The 14,926-nt window shown below is 64.1% G+C and carries 17 protein-coding genes; 10 read left to right on the plus strand and 7 right to left on the minus strand.

What is annotated here, in order from left to right:
- Positions 1 to 127: 127 nt before the first annotated feature.
- Positions 128 to 1,534 carry a 3-isopropylmalate dehydratase large subunit gene (gene leuC / locus K1177_RS14770; protein WP_224704133.1) on the plus strand — a complete coding sequence of 469 codons (1,407 nt, stop codon included), beginning with the start codon at positions 128 to 130 and terminating at the stop codon, positions 1,532 to 1,534.
- The gene (locus K1177_RS14775) at positions 1,525 to 1,956 is read left to right on the plus strand and encodes a metallopeptidase family protein (RefSeq protein WP_224704134.1); all 432 of its coding nucleotides are present in this window, start codon (positions 1,525 to 1,527) and stop codon (positions 1,954 to 1,956) included. Before leuC ends, K1177_RS14775 begins: the two co-directional genes overlap by 10 nt.
- Positions 1,957 to 1,980: 24 nt before the next feature.
- Here K1177_RS14775 and K1177_RS14780 read toward each other — a convergent pair whose 3' ends face one another.
- Positions 1,981 to 2,280 (minus strand): hypothetical protein, encoded by a 300-nt coding sequence (locus K1177_RS14780; RefSeq protein ID WP_224704135.1) that lies wholly within the window; start codon positions 2,278 to 2,280, stop codon positions 1,981 to 1,983.
- A 112-nt stretch (positions 2,281 to 2,392) separates the two neighbouring features.
- Between K1177_RS14780 and rimM the strand changes: the two genes are divergently transcribed.
- From rimM to K1177_RS14805, 5 genes are all read left to right on the plus strand, one after another.
- On the plus strand, positions 2,393 to 2,929 hold the full coding sequence (gene rimM, locus K1177_RS14785; RefSeq protein WP_224704136.1) for a ribosome maturation factor RimM: 537 nt from the start codon (positions 2,393 to 2,395) through the stop codon (positions 2,927 to 2,929).
- On the plus strand, positions 2,926 to 3,618 hold the full coding sequence (trmD, locus tag K1177_RS14790) for a tRNA (guanosine(37)-N1)-methyltransferase TrmD (RefSeq protein ID WP_224704137.1): 693 nt from the start codon (positions 2,926 to 2,928) through the stop codon (positions 3,616 to 3,618). The genes rimM and trmD overlap by 4 nt, the downstream gene beginning before the upstream one ends.
- Before the next feature lie 189 nt (positions 3,619 to 3,807).
- Complete coding sequence (gene rplS, locus K1177_RS14795) at positions 3,808 to 4,359, plus strand: 50S ribosomal protein L19 (RefSeq protein WP_224704138.1); 552 nt, start codon at positions 3,808 to 3,810, stop codon at positions 4,357 to 4,359.
- Between the two features lie 91 nt (positions 4,360 to 4,450).
- Positions 4,451 to 5,038, plus strand: coding sequence for a type 2 periplasmic-binding domain-containing protein (locus K1177_RS14800; protein WP_224704139.1), 588 nt, complete (start codon positions 4,451 to 4,453; stop codon positions 5,036 to 5,038).
- 121 nt (positions 5,039 to 5,159) lie between these two features.
- On the plus strand, positions 5,160 to 5,972 hold the full coding sequence (locus K1177_RS14805) for an exodeoxyribonuclease III (protein ID WP_224704140.1): 813 nt from the start codon (positions 5,160 to 5,162) through the stop codon (positions 5,970 to 5,972).
- Here the strand turns inward: K1177_RS14805 and K1177_RS14810 are convergent.
- From K1177_RS14810 to K1177_RS14825, 4 genes are all read right to left on the minus strand, one after another.
- Positions 5,969 to 6,685 (minus strand): DUF930 domain-containing protein, encoded by a 717-nt coding sequence (locus tag K1177_RS14810; protein WP_224704141.1) that lies wholly within the window; start codon positions 6,683 to 6,685, stop codon positions 5,969 to 5,971. The genes K1177_RS14805 and K1177_RS14810 overlap by 4 nt on opposite strands.
- 68 nt (positions 6,686 to 6,753) lie before the next feature.
- On the minus strand, positions 6,754 to 7,224 hold the full coding sequence (locus tag K1177_RS14815) for a Crp/Fnr family transcriptional regulator (protein WP_224704142.1): 471 nt from the start codon (positions 7,222 to 7,224) through the stop codon (positions 6,754 to 6,756).
- A 113-nt stretch (positions 7,225 to 7,337) separates the two neighbouring features.
- Positions 7,338 to 8,021 (minus strand): response regulator transcription factor, encoded by a 684-nt coding sequence (locus tag K1177_RS14820; protein ID WP_224704143.1) that lies wholly within the window; start codon positions 8,019 to 8,021, stop codon positions 7,338 to 7,340.
- A gap of 165 nt (positions 8,022 to 8,186) precedes the next feature.
- On the minus strand, positions 8,187 to 8,873 hold the full coding sequence (locus K1177_RS14825; RefSeq protein WP_224704144.1) for a YggS family pyridoxal phosphate-dependent enzyme: 687 nt from the start codon (positions 8,871 to 8,873) through the stop codon (positions 8,187 to 8,189).
- A gap of 130 nt (positions 8,874 to 9,003) precedes the next feature.
- Between K1177_RS14825 and leuS the strand changes: the two genes are divergently transcribed.
- The 3 genes from leuS to holA are packed head-to-tail and all read left to right on the plus strand — an operon-like array spanning position 9,004 to position 13,137.
- Positions 9,004 to 11,622 carry a leucine--tRNA ligase gene (gene leuS / locus K1177_RS14830; protein WP_224704145.1) on the plus strand — a complete coding sequence of 873 codons (2,619 nt, stop codon included), beginning with the start codon at positions 9,004 to 9,006 and terminating at the stop codon, positions 11,620 to 11,622.
- Complete coding sequence (lptE, locus tag K1177_RS14835; protein WP_224704146.1) at positions 11,609 to 12,118, plus strand: LPS assembly lipoprotein LptE; 510 nt, start codon at positions 11,609 to 11,611, stop codon at positions 12,116 to 12,118. Before leuS ends, lptE begins: the two co-directional genes overlap by 14 nt.
- Positions 12,115 to 13,137, plus strand: a complete 1,023-nt coding sequence (gene holA / locus K1177_RS14840) for a DNA polymerase III subunit delta (protein ID WP_224704147.1) — start codon at positions 12,115 to 12,117, stop codon at positions 13,135 to 13,137. Before lptE ends, holA begins: the two co-directional genes overlap by 4 nt.
- A gap of 82 nt (positions 13,138 to 13,219) precedes the next feature.
- Here holA and K1177_RS14845 read toward each other — a convergent pair whose 3' ends face one another.
- Both K1177_RS14845 and K1177_RS14850 read right to left on the minus strand, forming a co-directional pair.
- Complete coding sequence (locus K1177_RS14845; protein ID WP_224704148.1) at positions 13,220 to 14,095, minus strand: ParB/RepB/Spo0J family partition protein; 876 nt, start codon at positions 14,093 to 14,095, stop codon at positions 13,220 to 13,222.
- Between the two features lie 10 nt (positions 14,096 to 14,105).
- Positions 14,106 to 14,906, minus strand: a complete 801-nt coding sequence (locus K1177_RS14850) for a ParA family protein (RefSeq protein ID WP_224704149.1) — start codon at positions 14,904 to 14,906, stop codon at positions 14,106 to 14,108.
- Between the last annotated feature and the right edge of the window lie 20 nt (positions 14,907 to 14,926).

Raw genomic sequence — 14,926 nt, forward strand, 5'->3', positions numbered from 1 at the left:
GTGTCGTTAACGCTTTGCCGCTGGCACGATCTGGCCGGATGAACCGTACCGGTGAGTACGGTATTGCTTGACCCCTGCGGCACTCCGGCTTAGAACCGATCCAAACTTTCCCCGCCGGAATACCGCCATGACCAAGGCTCGCACGCTTTACGACAAGATCTGGGACGACCATCTGGTCCAGAACAATGCAGATGGCACCTCGCTCATCTACATCGACCGCCACCTGGTGCATGAAGTGACCAGCCCGCAGGCCTTCGAAGGCCTGCGCATGAGCAAGCGCAGCGTGCGCCACCCCGAGCGGACCCTGGCCGTTGTCGACCACAACGTGCCCACCACCGACCGGTCCCTGCCCAATCCCGACCCCGAGAGCGCGATCCAGATCGCGGCCCTGGCCGAGAACACCAAGGACTTCGGCATCGAATATTTCGACCCCTTCGACAAGCGTCAGGGCATTGTGCACATCGTTGGCCCCGAGCAGGGCTTCACCCTGCCCGGCATGACCATTGTGTGCGGCGACAGCCATACCTCCACCCACGGCGCCTTCGGTGCCCTGGCCCATGGCATCGGTACCTCCGAAGTCGAGCATGTGCTGGCCACCCAGACGCTGATCCAGCAGAAGGCCAAGAACATGCTGGTGCGCGTGGACGGCAAGCTCCCGCCCCATGTCACCGCCAAGGATATCATCCTCGCCATCATCGGCGAGATCGGCACCGCTGGCGGCAATGGCCATGTGATCGAATTTGCCGGCGAAGCCATCCAGTCGCTGTCCATGGAAGGCCGCATGACGGTCTGCAACATGACCATCGAGGGCGGCGCCCGCGCCGGCCTGATCGCCCCCGATCAGACCACCTTTGACTACGTCAAGGGCCGCAACCGCGCCCCGACCGGCAAGGCCTGGGACATGGCGCTCGACTACTGGAAGACGCTCTACACCGATGAGGGCGCCGTCTATGACAAGGTTGTGATCCTGGACGCGGCCAATCTGCCGCCGATCGTCTCCTGGGGCTCTTCGCCCGAGGACGTCATCTCGGTGCAGGGCCAGGTGCCCAATCCCGACGACATCGCCGACGAGAACAAGCGCGCCTCCAAGTGGCGGGCGCTCGAATACATGGGCCTCGAGCCCGGCACGCCGATCACCGACATCGCCGTCGATCGCGTGTTCATCGGCTCGTGCACCAATGGCCGTATTGAGGATCTGCGCGCCGCTGCCGCCGTGATCCAGGGCCGTACGGTTGCCGCCACGGTCAACGCCATGGTCGTGCCTGGCTCGGGCCTAGTCAAGGATCAGGCAGAAGCCGAAGGCCTCGACAAAATCTTCAAGGATGCCGGCTTTGAGTGGCGCGAGCCCGGCTGCTCGATGTGCCTGGCCATGAACCCCGACAAGCTCAAGCCGCATGAGCGTTGCGCCTCGACCTCAAACCGCAATTTCGAGGGCCGCCAGGGCTTCAAGGGCCGCACCCATCTGGTATCGCCCGCCATGGCCGCTGCGGCCGCCATCGCCGGCCACTTCGTCGACATCCGGCAGTGGCAGTAAGCCAGGCCGACTGGGGGGCGCGCTACGCGCCCACCCTTGACGACATCGAGGCCCTGGCCAGCCAGGCCCTCAAGGAACTGCCCGAGCCTTTCCGCTCCTTGGCGGCCGACGTCACCTGTTCGGTGGCTGACTATGCCGAGGACGATGTGCTCGAAGGCTTCGGCATGGAGAGCCCCTTCGAGCTGATGGGGCTGTTCGTGGGCATCGGCATGACCGAGGACGGCGCCGTGCCCCAGACCGGGCAACTGCCCAATACGGTGTTTCTCTATCGCCGCGCCATTCTCGACTACTGGGCCGAGAATGACGACAACACCCTGGGCGAAGTGGTGACCCATGTGCTCATCCATGAGCTGGGCCACCATTTCGGTTTTTCCGACGAAGACATGGAAGCCATCGAGGCCGCCGCTGACAGCAGCGACTGACCCCGCACCGGCGGCACCCGTCCGTCAGTCGCGCTGCACGAACTCGAACTCGGCCTCATTGCCGCCCGATGGATCGTCCGACACGCGCACGGCCAGATTGTTGGCATCAAGCGCATCGAACCACTCGTCCCAGCTCACCAGCTGGAAGCCGCCGATGCGGTCGGGTCCTTCATTGCCATCGGTATTGAGTTCATACTGGCCAAAGGTCAGCTGCAGCAGCGTGCGCGAGCCGGCGCCATCGGGCGTTTCCATCAGCATCGGGTTGCCGGCGCGGGCCGCGGCCCACTGGCGAATGTCTTCTCGTTTGGTCAAAATCTTGGCCATGCTGTGCACTCCTGCTTTGGCAATCCCGAAACGGGCACCCTGCCCGTTCGGCCTGGCAATTCCCAATATGGGTATTGCCTGCTAAGAGCACCATAGACTCCCCGGAGCTGTCATGACCACCAAGACCAATTCCATCCTGCTTGGCCAGATCGGCGCCGCCCATGGCATCAAGGGCGCCGTGCGCATCACTGCCCACACCCAGGATCCCCTGGCCATCGGCGACTATGGCCCGCTGGCCACCGACCGACCGGGCCTGACCGTGACCATAACCAAATTGCGCCTGCACAAGAATGTTGTCGTTGCTCACATCAAGGGAATCGATGATCGCAACGCCGCCGAGGCGCTCAATGGCGTGAGCCTCTTCGTCGACCGCGATCGCCTGCCCGATCCCGAAGACGAGGACGATTTCTACCACACCGACCTGATCGGCCTTGAGGCGCGCATCACCTCGGGCGTGGTCATCGGCAAAGTCGTGGCCGTGCCCAATTTCGGCGCCGGTGACCTCATCGAAATCCGCGATGAGCAGAGCGGGGACACCTTCCTGTTCCCCTTCACCAAGGCCGTGGTCCCCTCCATCCACCTGGCCGAGGGCTATCTGGTGATCGAAGTGCCGCTCGATGCCGAAGAGGGCGAGGAAGAGCCCGATTGAGCTTTTCCGCTGACATCATCACCCTGTTTCCCGAGCTTTTTCCCGGGCCGCTGGGCGCCTCGGTGCTCGGACGGGGCCTGACCGACGGCCTGTGGTCGCTCAATGCCACCCAATTGCGCAGCTTTGCCACCGACCGCCACCACACCGTGGACGACACACCCTCGGGTGGCGGCGCCGGCATGGTGCTCAAGCCCGATATCCTGGCCGGCGCCATCGACGCCGTCGCGCCGGCGGGAGACCCGCGTCCGCGCATCCTGATGTCCCCGCGCGGCACGCCGCTGACGCAGAAGCGCGCCCGCGAGCTGGCCCTGGGACCCGGCGCCGTCATTATCTGCGGCCGCTTCGAGGGCATCGACCAGCGCGTCATTGATGCCCGGGCGCTCGAGGAAATCTCGATTGGCGACTATGTGCTGGCCGGCGGCGAAGTGGCGGCCATGGTGCTGCTCGAGGCCGTGGTGCGGCTCATTCCCGGCGTACTGGGCGGCGCCGACAGCCATGCCGACGAGAGCTTTGAGAACGGCCAGCTCGAATACCCGCAGTACACAAGGCCACAGACCTTCGAGGGCATGCCCATCCCGGCTGTGCTCACCTCGGGCGACCATGGCAAGATCGCCCGCTGGCGCGCCGAACAGAGCCTGGCGCTCACCCGGGCACGGCGGCCAGACCTGCTGGACCGCGACAAGTCATAAAACTGTCCGAAACACTGGACTCTGCGCCCGTTTTCCCCTATAGCCGCGCCACTATCCGCAGGCCGGGCTAATCGGACCCGACCTGCACCAATAAAAAGACGACAACCCTCCGTTACCAACCAAGACCGGGCGGTCGGGCCGCAAGACCCGAACAACGCTCCTTTGAAAAGATTCAGAACGGAATCATCGATGTCCAATATCATTCAGCAGCTCGAAGCCGAGCAGATGCAGGCTGTCGCCGAGAAGCGCCAGCTCCCCGAATTCACCCATGGTGACACCGTCAAGGTGTGGGTCCGCATCACCGAAGGCAGCAAGGAACGCCTGCAGGCCTATGAAGGCGTTGTGATCGCCATCAACGGCGGCGGCCTGATGGAAAGCTTCACCGTGCGCAAGATTTCGTACGGCGAAGGTGTCGAGCGCGTGTTCCCGCTCTATTCGCCCAATATCGCCAGCATCGAAGTGCTCAAGCGCGGCAAGGTGCGTCGCGCCAAGCTCTACTACCTGCGCGATCGTCGCGGCAAATCGGCTCGTATTTTCGAATCGACCAACTCGCGTACCAAGAAGATCGAGGCCACCGAGCGTGAAAACGCCCAGGCTGCCCGTGAAGCCCGCGAAGCTGAGAAGATCGCCGCTGCCGAGGCCTTTGCCGCCGAACAGGCTGCCAAGGACGCTGAAGCCGCAGCTGCTGCCAAGGCAGCCGAGGCTGCTGCAGCCGCCGAAGGCGAAGCCAAGAGCGAATAAGACAGGGCGACATAACCGCCCTTGCCTGATCACGAGATTGGAGCCCGGCCCCGCAAGGAGCCGGGCTTTTTCTATTGGGGAGACCACAACGATGCAGACAGAGGGAACACTCAAGCAGCGTGCAGAGGCGATCCTGCGCGATACCGGCTGGCTGGACATGTTGATCGGGCGTTTTGGCGCCTGCGCGGTGACCGGCAGCGTGCGTTACGACCTGATGGTCTGGCCCGACATCGACATCCATATGCCGGTGCCGGCCAGCGCCCGCCTCGCCTGGGCGAGGCTGCTTGGCGACCTCAATGACGGGCTGGAGCGGGCCGGTTTGCGCCTGCACAAGGCCCAGATGCTCGATGACTATGTTGATCCCCACCCACTTGGCGCGGGGCTCTATTGGGGCGTCCAGTTTGTCGCCGGGGACGGCACGGCCTGGAAGGCCGATTTATGGGGTTGGGAGCCCGACGATTACGCGCGACGCCAGCAATCGGACGCCCGGCTGATTGCAGCGCTCGACACCGCCGACCGCGCGCTGATTCTGCGCCTCAAGACCCAGGCCCGGACGCGGAAGGACTATTATGGGGTTATTGTGAGCAGCTGGGACATCTACCAGTTCGTCCTGGCCGGGGCCGGAACCACACTGGACGAAATCGAGGCCTGGAAGGCGCGCGCGACGGCAAAGCCCTGACCGGTCGCGACAGCGATTCACGTGAAACCATGCCAGGGCACGGCCCATCATTGGCGAATTCCGGCTTGTCCTTGGCGCTCGGCTTGGCGATAACTAGGCCCCCGCCAGCCAAAGGCCCGTCATGCCCGTCTCCGTCGTTACCTGGAACATCAATTCGGTCCGCCTGCGCCTGCCCATGGTGCTCGACTTCATCGCGCAGTATCGCCCCGACGTGCTGATGCTGCAGGAAATCAAATGCACCAATGACCAGTTCCCGACCAATGCCTTTGCCGAAGCGGGCTATCCCTACCAGGCCGTGCATGGCCAGAAGGGCTACCATGGCGTGGCCATCGTTTCGAAGTTTCCGCTGACCGACATTTCGAGCCGCGTCTTCTGTGAAATTCCCGAATCACGCCATGTCTCGGCCGTGCTCGACCTCGGCCATGGTCCGCTGACGGTGCATAATTTCTATATTCCGGCCGGCGGCGACGAGCCGGACGTGACCATCAACCCCAAGTTCAAGCACAAGCTCGATTTCCTCAGCGAGCTGACCAGCTGGTTCAGCGAGCCCATGTTCGCCAGGGGGCACCTGATTGCGGGCGATTTCAACATTGCCCCGCACGAGAACGACGTCTGGAACCACAAGCAGCTGCTCAAGGTGGTGAGCCACACGCCCATCGAGACCGAGGCGCTCAACGCCATCCTCAATGGCGGCCATGGCTGGACCGACCTGGTGCGCAAGCACGTGCCGCATGACACCAAGCTCTATTCCTGGTGGAGCTATCGCGGTCAGGACTGGAACGCCTCCGATCGCGGCCGGCGGCTTGACCACATCTGGGCCACCGGCGATGTCGCCGCCCATTGCATTGCCGCCGAGATCATCCGCCCGGCCCGCGGCTGGACCGACAAGCCCAGCGACCACGTTCCCGTCATCGCCACCTTTGCCGGCATCTAGAACGCGGGCTCGAGCCCGTCGTCATCGGCATTGAGGAAGTGCTCTTCCCATTCGTTTTCCGGCACGATGGCGCCCGGGGTGAAGGCAAAATCGGTCACCGCTGACAGGTCCGGCGCGGCCGTGCAGTCATAGTTGACATGGTACCATTGCTGCCCCTGCCGAAACGCCCCGCCGGGGGCGCCAAGGTGGTTGCCGGCAATGTCCATGTCGCCAAAGGCATAGCCCACGACCGTGTTGGGCTTCGGTTCGCCCAGCGTCTGGCCCAATTGCTCCAGCGCCTCGATGTTGCAAAGCTGGATCAACTGCTCGCCACTGCCCAGAAGCCCGAAATTGCGCTGCAACTCCCTGTTGCGCGGATCGTTCAATATGCCGGCGGCATAGAACTGCGTGGCCCGCTGCGGGCTAGGACGATCGGCCTCAACTGGCGGGGCGTCTTGTGCGCCAACGGATTCGGCATCTCCCTCACCGGGCGCGTCCACAGACCGGGCTATTGGCTCGGTCTGCGACGCTGCCGGCTGTTGCGCGACCGCTGCAGACGCTTTTGCCGGCGGCGGTGGCACGAGATCGACATTGACCACGCTGAGAAGCGGCGGAGCGAGCGCGTGTGAGAGATAGACATGCGCCAAAGCCGCCAGCAGCAGGCCATGGGCCAGCAGCGACAGCACGACGCCATTGGCCCCGACAGGGTTCTGGATATGTGGGAGCTTGACCATGCCCTGCCCGCTTGCCGTTGAGCAGGCGTGGCGCGAGTTTGTGGCCAATATGCGGATGTGAGAAGGGTTTAGCTGACGCTGTCGCGCGGCTTCATCTTGCGGCCAACCGGCTCGAGCGCGCCCAGATAGCTGCCCAGGTCGCGCTCAATACGCGCGACCGCCTTCTGCGCCAGCTCGGGCGACTGCTGCACCAGCTTCATGAAGGCATGGCGGGGCACGAACAGCGTCGTGCACTCGGTCACCGCGGAGATGGTGACCGGCCGCGGCTTGGACAGGATCAGCGCCATGGTCAGCACCACGCTGCCAGGCTCGGAAATGGCATAGGGCTTGCCGGGTATCTCGCCTTCCGGCTTGGCCTTGAGCGTGCCCGAAATCAGCACATGCGCGCCATCGGGCACGTCGCCGGCCTGATAGAGCACGGCGTCGGGCTCATGCTGGCGGCGATCGCCAGCAAACGCCAGCAGCTGGCGCTGCTGGTCGTCGCAGATATCGAAGAATTCGGCCCGTGCCAGCGCATCGGCCGCATCGTCGCTGATCATGTGCCCCTATCCGGATGCGCCTTGGCCCCGCACTGCGGGGCCACTGCATCCTATAGGGCAATTCGCGCGGATTTGTACCGGATTTTGTGTTTCCGGCACGCCGTCCACGGCTTTCAGGGCACCAGGCGATAGCCACCTTCTTCGGTGACCAGCAAACGGGCATTGGAGGGATCCCGCTCGATCTTCTGGCGCAGGCGGTAGATGTGGGTCTCCAGCGTGTGCGTGGTCACCCGATTGTTGTAGCCCCAGACTTCCTTGAGCAGGATGTCGCGGCTGATCGTCTTGGGGCCCTGGCGATAGAGAAACTTCAGGATCGAGGTTTCCTTGTCCGTCAGGCGGACCTTGCTGCCTTCATTGGTCTCGAGCACCTTGGCCGACGGCTGGAAGCTGTAGTGGCCAATGGTGAAGACCACGTCCTCGCTCTGGTCGTGCTGGCGCAGGGCCGCATTGATGCGGGCCAGCAGCACGGGGAAGCGGAACGGCTTGGTCAGATAGTCATTGGCCCCCGAATCGAGGCCACGGATCTCATCGGCTTCACTGTCGTGTCCGGTCAGCATGAGGATGGGGCTGTTGTAGCCCTCTTCGCGCAGAACCTTGACGGCTTCCCGGCCATCCATGTCGGGCAGGCCGACGTCCAGGATCATCAGGTCGATATTGTGGTCGCGCGTCGCTTTGAGGGCATCATTTGCCGTTTCAGCCTGAACAATCTCGAATTCAGGAAGGGTCTCGAGCTGTTCGACCAGGTTCTGGCGCAGATCCGCATCATCGTCTACGAGCAAGATGCGTCGCTTGTTCATTGTTATCTCCGGTCTTTTTGCCTCTGCCCGCCCGTGGTCACTTTATTGCGACCCGATTCGGGCCAGCCAATCACATCGGCGTTATGGGAGGAGGAACGAAGACTTAACCGGACAAGTTGCAGGCAATAAGGCAGAGCTTGGGGCCGAAGTAGACCCAAACAAGTCTCAGTCGCCGCTGCGAAGGGCCGGGCGCGCGCCAAACAACGCCGAGCCAACGCGAACATGTGTGGCGCCCATGGCGACGGCGACCGGGAAATCCGAACTCATGCCCATCGACAGCTGCGCGACGCCGGCGGCTTTGGCCAGGCCCACCATCTGCGCGAAATAGGGCCCGGGCGGCACGCCCTCGGGCGGAATGCACATCAGCCCGACGATATCGAGCCCATGCACATCGCGGCAGCGGGCGACGAACTCGACGGTCTCGGCCGGGGCAATGCCGGCCTTTTGCGGCTCGAGCCCGATGTTGACCTGCACCAGGCAAGGGAGCCGGCGACCGGCGCGCGCCATCTCCTCGGCCAGCACGCCGGCCAGCTTGTCGCGATCAACCGTCTCGATGACATCGAACAGCGCCACGGCATCGCGCGCCTTGTTGGTCTGCAGCGGCCCGATCAGATGCAGGCTGACGCCGGCAAAACGCTCGCGCAGGCCGGGCCATTTTTCCTTGGCCTCCTGCACCCGGTTCTCCCCGAACACACGTTGCCCGGCCTCGAGAAACGGCACGATGGCCTCGGCTGCAAAGGTCTTGGACACGGCCACCAGCGTCACCTGCTCGGGCGGCGGCCCGAAGCGCAGGCGGGCGGCCTCGATCTGGGCGGTGATGTCGGCAAGCTTCTCGGCGGCACTGGCATCCATGCTTTCGCCCTGTTCCTGTTGACCTTGCGGGGGATTTCTGGTGATGGTCCGGTAGACAAAATCCCCCATAAACGCAAGCCGGACCCAAGCTTCCCTCAGGCATTGCGGCACATTCCCAAGGACGACACAAGTGAGCGGCGAACGCTACAATCCGCGTGAAATGGAACCCAAGTGGCAGAAGGTCTGGAACGACGCCCAGAGCTTTGTCACCTCCAATGACGATCCGCGTGAGCCCTACTATGTGCTCGAGATGTTCCCCTATCCCTCGGGGCGCATCCACATGGGCCATGTGCGCAACTATTCCATGGGCGATGTGGTGGCCCGCTACCAGCGTGCCCGCGGCAAGAATGTGCTGCATCCCATGGGCTGGGACGCTTTCGGCCTGCCGGCGGAAAATGCCGCCATCGAGCGCAAGACCCACCCGGGCACCTGGACCCGGCAGAACATCGCCTCGATGAAGGCGCAGTTGCAGTCGATGGGCCTGGCCATCGACTGGACGCGCGAAATCGCCACCTGCGAACCCGAATATTACCAGCACCAGCAGGCCATGTTCATCGACATGATGGCGGCCGGCCTGGTCACCCGCAAGCAGAGCAAGGTCAACTGGGACCCGGTCGACATGACCGTGCTGGCCAATGAGCAGGTGATCGACGGCAAGGGCTGGCGCTCGGGCGCCCCGGTGGAGCAGCGCGAGCTGACCCAGTGGTTCTTCAAGATCTCCGACTATGCCGAGGACCTGCTGGCAGGCCTGGATACCCTGACCGAATGGCCGGAAAAAGTGCGCATCATGCAGCGCAACTGGATCGGCAAGTCCGAGGGCCTGCGCCTGCATTTCGAACTGCTGGCCGACAATGCCACCAGCGCCCGCACCATCGAGGTGTTCACCACCCGGCCCGACACCATTTTCGGCGCCTCGTTCATTGCCCTGTCGGCCGACCACCCGCTGACCAGCCAGTTGGCGGCGAACAATGCCGAGCTGGCCGCCTTTGTCGCTGAATGTCATCGCCAGGGCACGGCCACCGAAACGCTGGAAAAGGCCGAGAAGAAAGGCGTCTTCACCGGGTTGCGCGTCAAGCATCCGGTGATCGAGGGCGCGACCCTGCCCGTCTATGTCGCCAATTTCGTGCTGATGGATTATGGCACCGGCGCCATTTTCGGCTGCCCGGCGCATGACCAGCGCGATCTCGACTTCGCCCGCAAGTATGACCTGCCCGTCAAGGCCGTGGTGCTGCCCGCCGGCGCCGACGCCCAGAGCTTTGCCGTCGATGATGTCGCCTATACCGACGCCGGCACCATCTTCAATTCCGGGTTCCTGGACGGCATGAGCATCGAGGCGGCCAAGACGGCAGCCGCCGAGCACTTTGCCGCCCGCACCCTGGATGGCCATCCCCAGGGCAAGGTCGAGGTCAACTATCGCCTGCGCGACTGGGGCGTGTCGCGCCAGCGCTATTGGGGCTGCCCCATCCCGGTGATCCATTGCGAGGTCTGCGGCACCCTGCCGGTGCCCAAGAAGGACCTGCCGGTGGTGCTGCCCGAGGATGTGACCTTCGACAAGCCCGGCAATGCGCTGGACCACCACCCCACCTGGAAGCATGTGAACTGCCCGCAATGCGGCGCGCCGGCCCGGCGCGAGACCGACACCATGGACACGTTCGTGGATTCCTCGTGGTATTTCGCCCGCTTTACCGCCCCCCAGGCGGCGACGCCGACCGAGCCCACCGTTGCCAACCGCTGGCTGCCGGTGGACCAGTATATCGGCGGCGTGGAACACGCGATCCTGCACCTGCTCTATTCGCGCTACTTCACCCGCGCCATGAAGGCCACCGGCCACGTCGGGCTCGACGAGCCGTTCAAGGGCCTGTTCACCCAGGGCATGGTGACCCACGAGACCTATAAGGGCCCCGCCGGCGAATGGGTTGCCCCGGTTGACGTGGTCATCGAGACCTTCGGCGAGGGCCGCCGCGCCAAGCATCTGCGCTCGGGCGAAGCGGTGTCGATCGGCTCCATCGAGAAGATGAGCAAGTCCAAGAAGAACGTCATCGACCCCGACGAGATCGTCGCCACCTATGGCGCCGATACCGCCCGTTGGTTCATGCTGTCGGACTCCCCGCCGGAGCGCGATGTGCAATGGACCGAGGCGGGCGTCGAAGGCGCCAGCCGCTTCCAGCAGCGCATCTGGCGCCTGGTGAGCGAAACGATCGAGATCGTGAAACAGTCTTCGGACGTTGTTCGCAGTTCTGACGACGATGAGGGCCTGGGCCTGCGCAAGATCGTGCACCGCGCCGTGCACAATGTCGGCAACGACATCGAGGGCCTGCGCTTCAACCGCGCTGTAGCCCAGATCTATGAGCTGACCAATGCCCTGGTGCGCCAGGCCGGCATCTGCTCAGCCGCCCCCGCCGGGCGCCTCGACGCGCTGGAACAGGGCGTCAGCCATCTGATCCAGCTGATCGCGCCAATGATGCCGCATCTGGCCGAGACCTGCTGGGAAGCCCTGGGCAAGCAGGGCCTCGTCGCCGATGCCCCCTGGCCGACGGTGGACACAGCGCTGCTGGTCGACGACACGGTGACCGTGCCGATCCAGATCAATGGCAAGCGCCGCGGCGAAATCGCGGTGGCCAAGGGCACGCCGGCGGCGGAAGTGGAGAAACTGGTCTTGTCTCTGGACGAGATTGTCCGCATTCTCGACGGCAAGGCACCCAAGAAGATCGTCATCGTCCCGGACAGGATCGTCAATGTCGTGGTCTAAGGCTCTGCGTGCATCGCTGTTGACTGGAATGCTGCTGGGCACGGGCGCCTTTCTGGGCGCCTGCAGCTTCAGCCCGGTCTATAGCGGCACGCTGGCCAGCCAGCCGTCGCTGAACTTGGCCTATGCTAAGCCCACCACGCGGCTGGAGCAGATCGTCTATCAGGAACTCTCGTTCCGCCTGGGTGAATCGACCGCCGAAACGGCACCACTGGCCAGCGTGACGGTCTCGAGCAGCGCCGGCGACATGATGGCCACGGCCACAGCCAATCCGGCCAAGGCCGTGCGCGTCACGGTGACAGCCAAGCTCACCATCACCCCGCGGGACGGCAAGGACGCCACGCCAATGGTGTTTTCCCGCACCGCCACGGCGCAATATACCCGCAATGGCCAGGTGCTGGCGGACAATGCCGCTGCCGACGAAGCCGCCGAGCGCGCCGCCAGGAGCGCTGCCGAATCGCTGCGCCTGGCCGTGCTGGCCTCGCTCAGCCGGACATGACCGCACTCAAGGCGCATGAGGTCGCGCGCTTTCTGGCGCGACCCGATATAGCGAGCGGCATTTTCCTCGCCTATGGGCCCGACGCGGGCCTGGTGCGGGAGACAGCGCAGCGCCTGATCCGCCAACTGAGCGGCAATGACCCCGAATCGGCCAGCCTTGTGGTGCTCGACGGCAGCGAAGTGGACGCCGACCCCTCCATTCTGGCGGTGGAAGCACGCAGCGTGTCGTTGTTTGGCGGCAAGCGCATCGTCCGCGTGCGCGGCGCCGGCAAGTCCCTGGTGATGACCCTCACCGAGTTGCGCGATGATATCGGCGACGCCGCCATCGTGCTCGAAGCCGGCAATCTGACCCCCAGGGATGCCCTCAGAGCCCTCGTGGAGGCCGCAAAGAATGGCCGTGCCCTCCCCTGCTTCCCCGACAGCGACGAGGCCCTGCAGGCCCTGATTCGCGAGACATTCAACCAGCAGGGCATTCGGGTCGACGCCGATGTGATTGCCACGCTGCGCGAAATCCTTGGCAATGACCGCGAGATCACCCGGCGCGAACTGGAAAAGCTCTGCCTCTATGCGGCCCAGAGCAAGGTGCTGACCCGCGAGGACGTCCTTTTGCTGTGCGCCGACAACGGCATGCTGGTGATCGACGCCATTCTGGACGCCACCGGCGGCGGCCATGCCGAAAAGCTCGAGCTGGCGCTCAACCGGGCGCTGTCCTCGGCTGTTGATCCGCAACGCCTCCTGGCCATGAGCAATATCCACTTTGCCAATCTGCGACGCTGGCGCACCGAGGTCGACGCTGGCAAGCCACCGCGGGCCGTGCTCGAAGGCCAGCGGCCCAAGCCGCACTTCTCCCGCATTGGCGCGCTGGAACAGCAATTGCGCTTGTGGTCTGACAGCGCCCTGGCCACAGCCTCCGGCCGCATCCTACAGGCAACAGCTGATTCGCGCCGCCGCCCGGCCTTGGCCGAGACCACGCTGCGCCGCGCCCTGCTGGCCATCTGCATGATGGCCGCCACCCACTAGACGGACCACCAGGCACGAAAAAGCCCGGCTCCAGAGACCCGGTGCCGGGCTTGTGTTACTTCTGTGGCCGTTTCACGTGAAACTAATTGGCATATCCGGTGAGCTTGACGCAGAGCCCGTCGAGCTGTTCGAGCGTCTTGTAGCGGATCTCCAGCTTGCCGCCGCGTTCGCTATGCGCCAGCGACACCGAAAGCCCCAGGGCATCGGACAGGCGGCGCTCCAGCGCCACCGTATCGGCATCGCGCTCCTGCGCCGAAGCGCTGGGCTTCTTTGTGCCGGCAATGTCGCGCTGCTGGCTGAGGGCTTCGGCTTCGCGCACCGACAGGCCGCCGCTGACGATCTGCCGCGCCAGGGTGGCCGGATCCTCGGCGGTGATCAGCGTACGGGCGTGGCCGGCGGTCAGCGAGCCGCTGGAGACCATTTCACGCACATCTTCGGGCAGGCGCAGCAGACGCAGCGTATTGGCCACATGCGAGCGGCTCTTGCCGATCACCTGCGCCAGATCCTGCTGGGTATAGTCGAACTGCTCGATCAGCTGGCCATAGCCCATGGCCTCTTCCAGCGGATTGAGATCGGCACGCTGCACGTTTTCGATGATGGCCAGCTCGAGCGCTTCCTTGTCATCGACATCGCGGACGATCACCGGCACGTCATGCAGGCCAGCGCGCTGCGCGGCGCGCCAGCGGCGCTCACCAGCGATCAGCTCGAAGATATTGGGATCATTGCTCGGCCGGACCAGCAGCGGCTGCATCACGCCCTTTTCGCGAATCGAATTGGTCAGCTCTTCGAGCTGTTCGCTGTCGAAGGTGCGGCGCGGATTGGCGCGGTTGGCAATGATGAAATCGACCGGCAGGCGCTTCACACCACCCGATTCGGTGACCCTGGCGCCCTCGACAGTGGCCATATCGCCAATCAGGGCAGCCAGCCCGCGGCCAAGACGTGTGGGTTTATCGTTCATGGACGGGCTCCTATGCCGCGTTGAGCTGCCGCTCGCGGCGGATCACTTCGGTGGCCAGGCGCAGATAAGCCTGGCTACCGGCACATTTCAAATCATACAGCAGCGCGGGCTTGCCATAGGAGGGCGCCTCCGACAAGCGCACATTGCGCGGGATGACCGTGTCATAGACCAGGTCGCCCATTTCGCTGCGCACGTCATGCAGCACCTGTTCGCTCAGATTATTGCGCTTGTCGAACATGGTCATCACCACGCCCTGGATGGAGAGGCGCGGATTGAGCGTCGAACGGATCTGTTCGATCGTCTGCAGCAGCTGGCTGAGACCTTCGAGCGCAAAGAACTCGCACTGCAGCGGCACCAGCACAGCATCGGCCGCCACCAGCGAATTGACGGTGAGCAGGTTCAGAGACGGCGGACAATCGATCAGGATATAGCTGACCGGCTTGTCATTGATGCTGAGCTCATTGAGCTGCTTGAACGCGTTGCGCAGCTTGAAGGCGCGATCGGCATGACCGGCAATGGTCAGCTCGACGCCCAACAGGTCCATCGTCGAGGGGACGATGGCCACATTGGGCACGCTGGTCATGATCGCCGCCTGCGCCACGCTGGCCTCGCCAACCATCAGGTCATAGGAGGAGACTTCACGATCCGTGCGGGAAATGCCCAGACCCGTCGAGGCATTGCCCTGGGGATCGAGGTCAACAATCAGCACGCGTTCGCCGATAGCCGCCAGGGCCGTGGCGAGATTGATGGCGGTTGTGGTCTTGCCCACGCCGCCCTTCTGATTGGCCAGTGTCAGGATACGGGGTGCCACTATCGGCCTCCAGCTCGTTC

It is taken from the genome of Devosia aquimaris (genome assembly GCF_020169335.1).
In the GTDB taxonomy this organism is placed as follows: Bacteria; Pseudomonadota; Alphaproteobacteria; order Rhizobiales; family Devosiaceae; genus Devosia; species Devosia aquimaris.

Bases quoted from the DNA above. Each gene is read 5' to 3' on its own strand.
- leuC (WP_224704133.1), top strand. From the start codon at position 128: ATGACCAAGGCTCGCACGCTTTACGACAAGATCTGGGACGACCATCTG.
- K1177_RS14780 (WP_224704135.1), bottom strand. From the start codon at position 2,280: ATGGCCAAGATTTTGACCAAACGAGAAGACATTCGCCAGTGGGCCGCG.
- rimM (WP_224704136.1), top strand. From the start codon at position 2,393: ATGACCACCAAGACCAATTCCATCCTGCTTGGCCAGATCGGCGCCGCC.
- rplS (WP_224704138.1), top strand. From the start codon at position 3,808: ATGTCCAATATCATTCAGCAGCTCGAAGCCGAGCAGATGCAGGCTGTC.
- K1177_RS14800 (WP_224704139.1), top strand. From the start codon at position 4,451: ATGCAGACAGAGGGAACACTCAAGCAGCGTGCAGAGGCGATCCTGCGC.
- K1177_RS14805 (WP_224704140.1), top strand. From the start codon at position 5,160: ATGCCCGTCTCCGTCGTTACCTGGAACATCAATTCGGTCCGCCTGCGC.
- K1177_RS14810 (WP_224704141.1), bottom strand. From the start codon at position 6,685: ATGGTCAAGCTCCCACATATCCAGAACCCTGTCGGGGCCAATGGCGTC.
- K1177_RS14815 (WP_224704142.1), bottom strand. From the start codon at position 7,224: ATGATCAGCGACGATGCGGCCGATGCGCTGGCACGGGCCGAATTCTTC.
- K1177_RS14820 (WP_224704143.1), bottom strand. From the start codon at position 8,021: ATGAACAAGCGACGCATCTTGCTCGTAGACGATGATGCGGATCTGCGC.
- K1177_RS14825 (WP_224704144.1), bottom strand. From the start codon at position 8,873: ATGGATGCCAGTGCCGCCGAGAAGCTTGCCGACATCACCGCCCAGATC.
- lptE (WP_224704146.1), top strand. From the start codon at position 11,609: ATGTCGTGGTCTAAGGCTCTGCGTGCATCGCTGTTGACTGGAATGCTG.
- holA (WP_224704147.1), top strand. From the start codon at position 12,115: ATGACCGCACTCAAGGCGCATGAGGTCGCGCGCTTTCTGGCGCGACCC.
- K1177_RS14845 (WP_224704148.1), bottom strand. From the start codon at position 14,095: ATGAACGATAAACCCACACGTCTTGGCCGCGGGCTGGCTGCCCTGATT.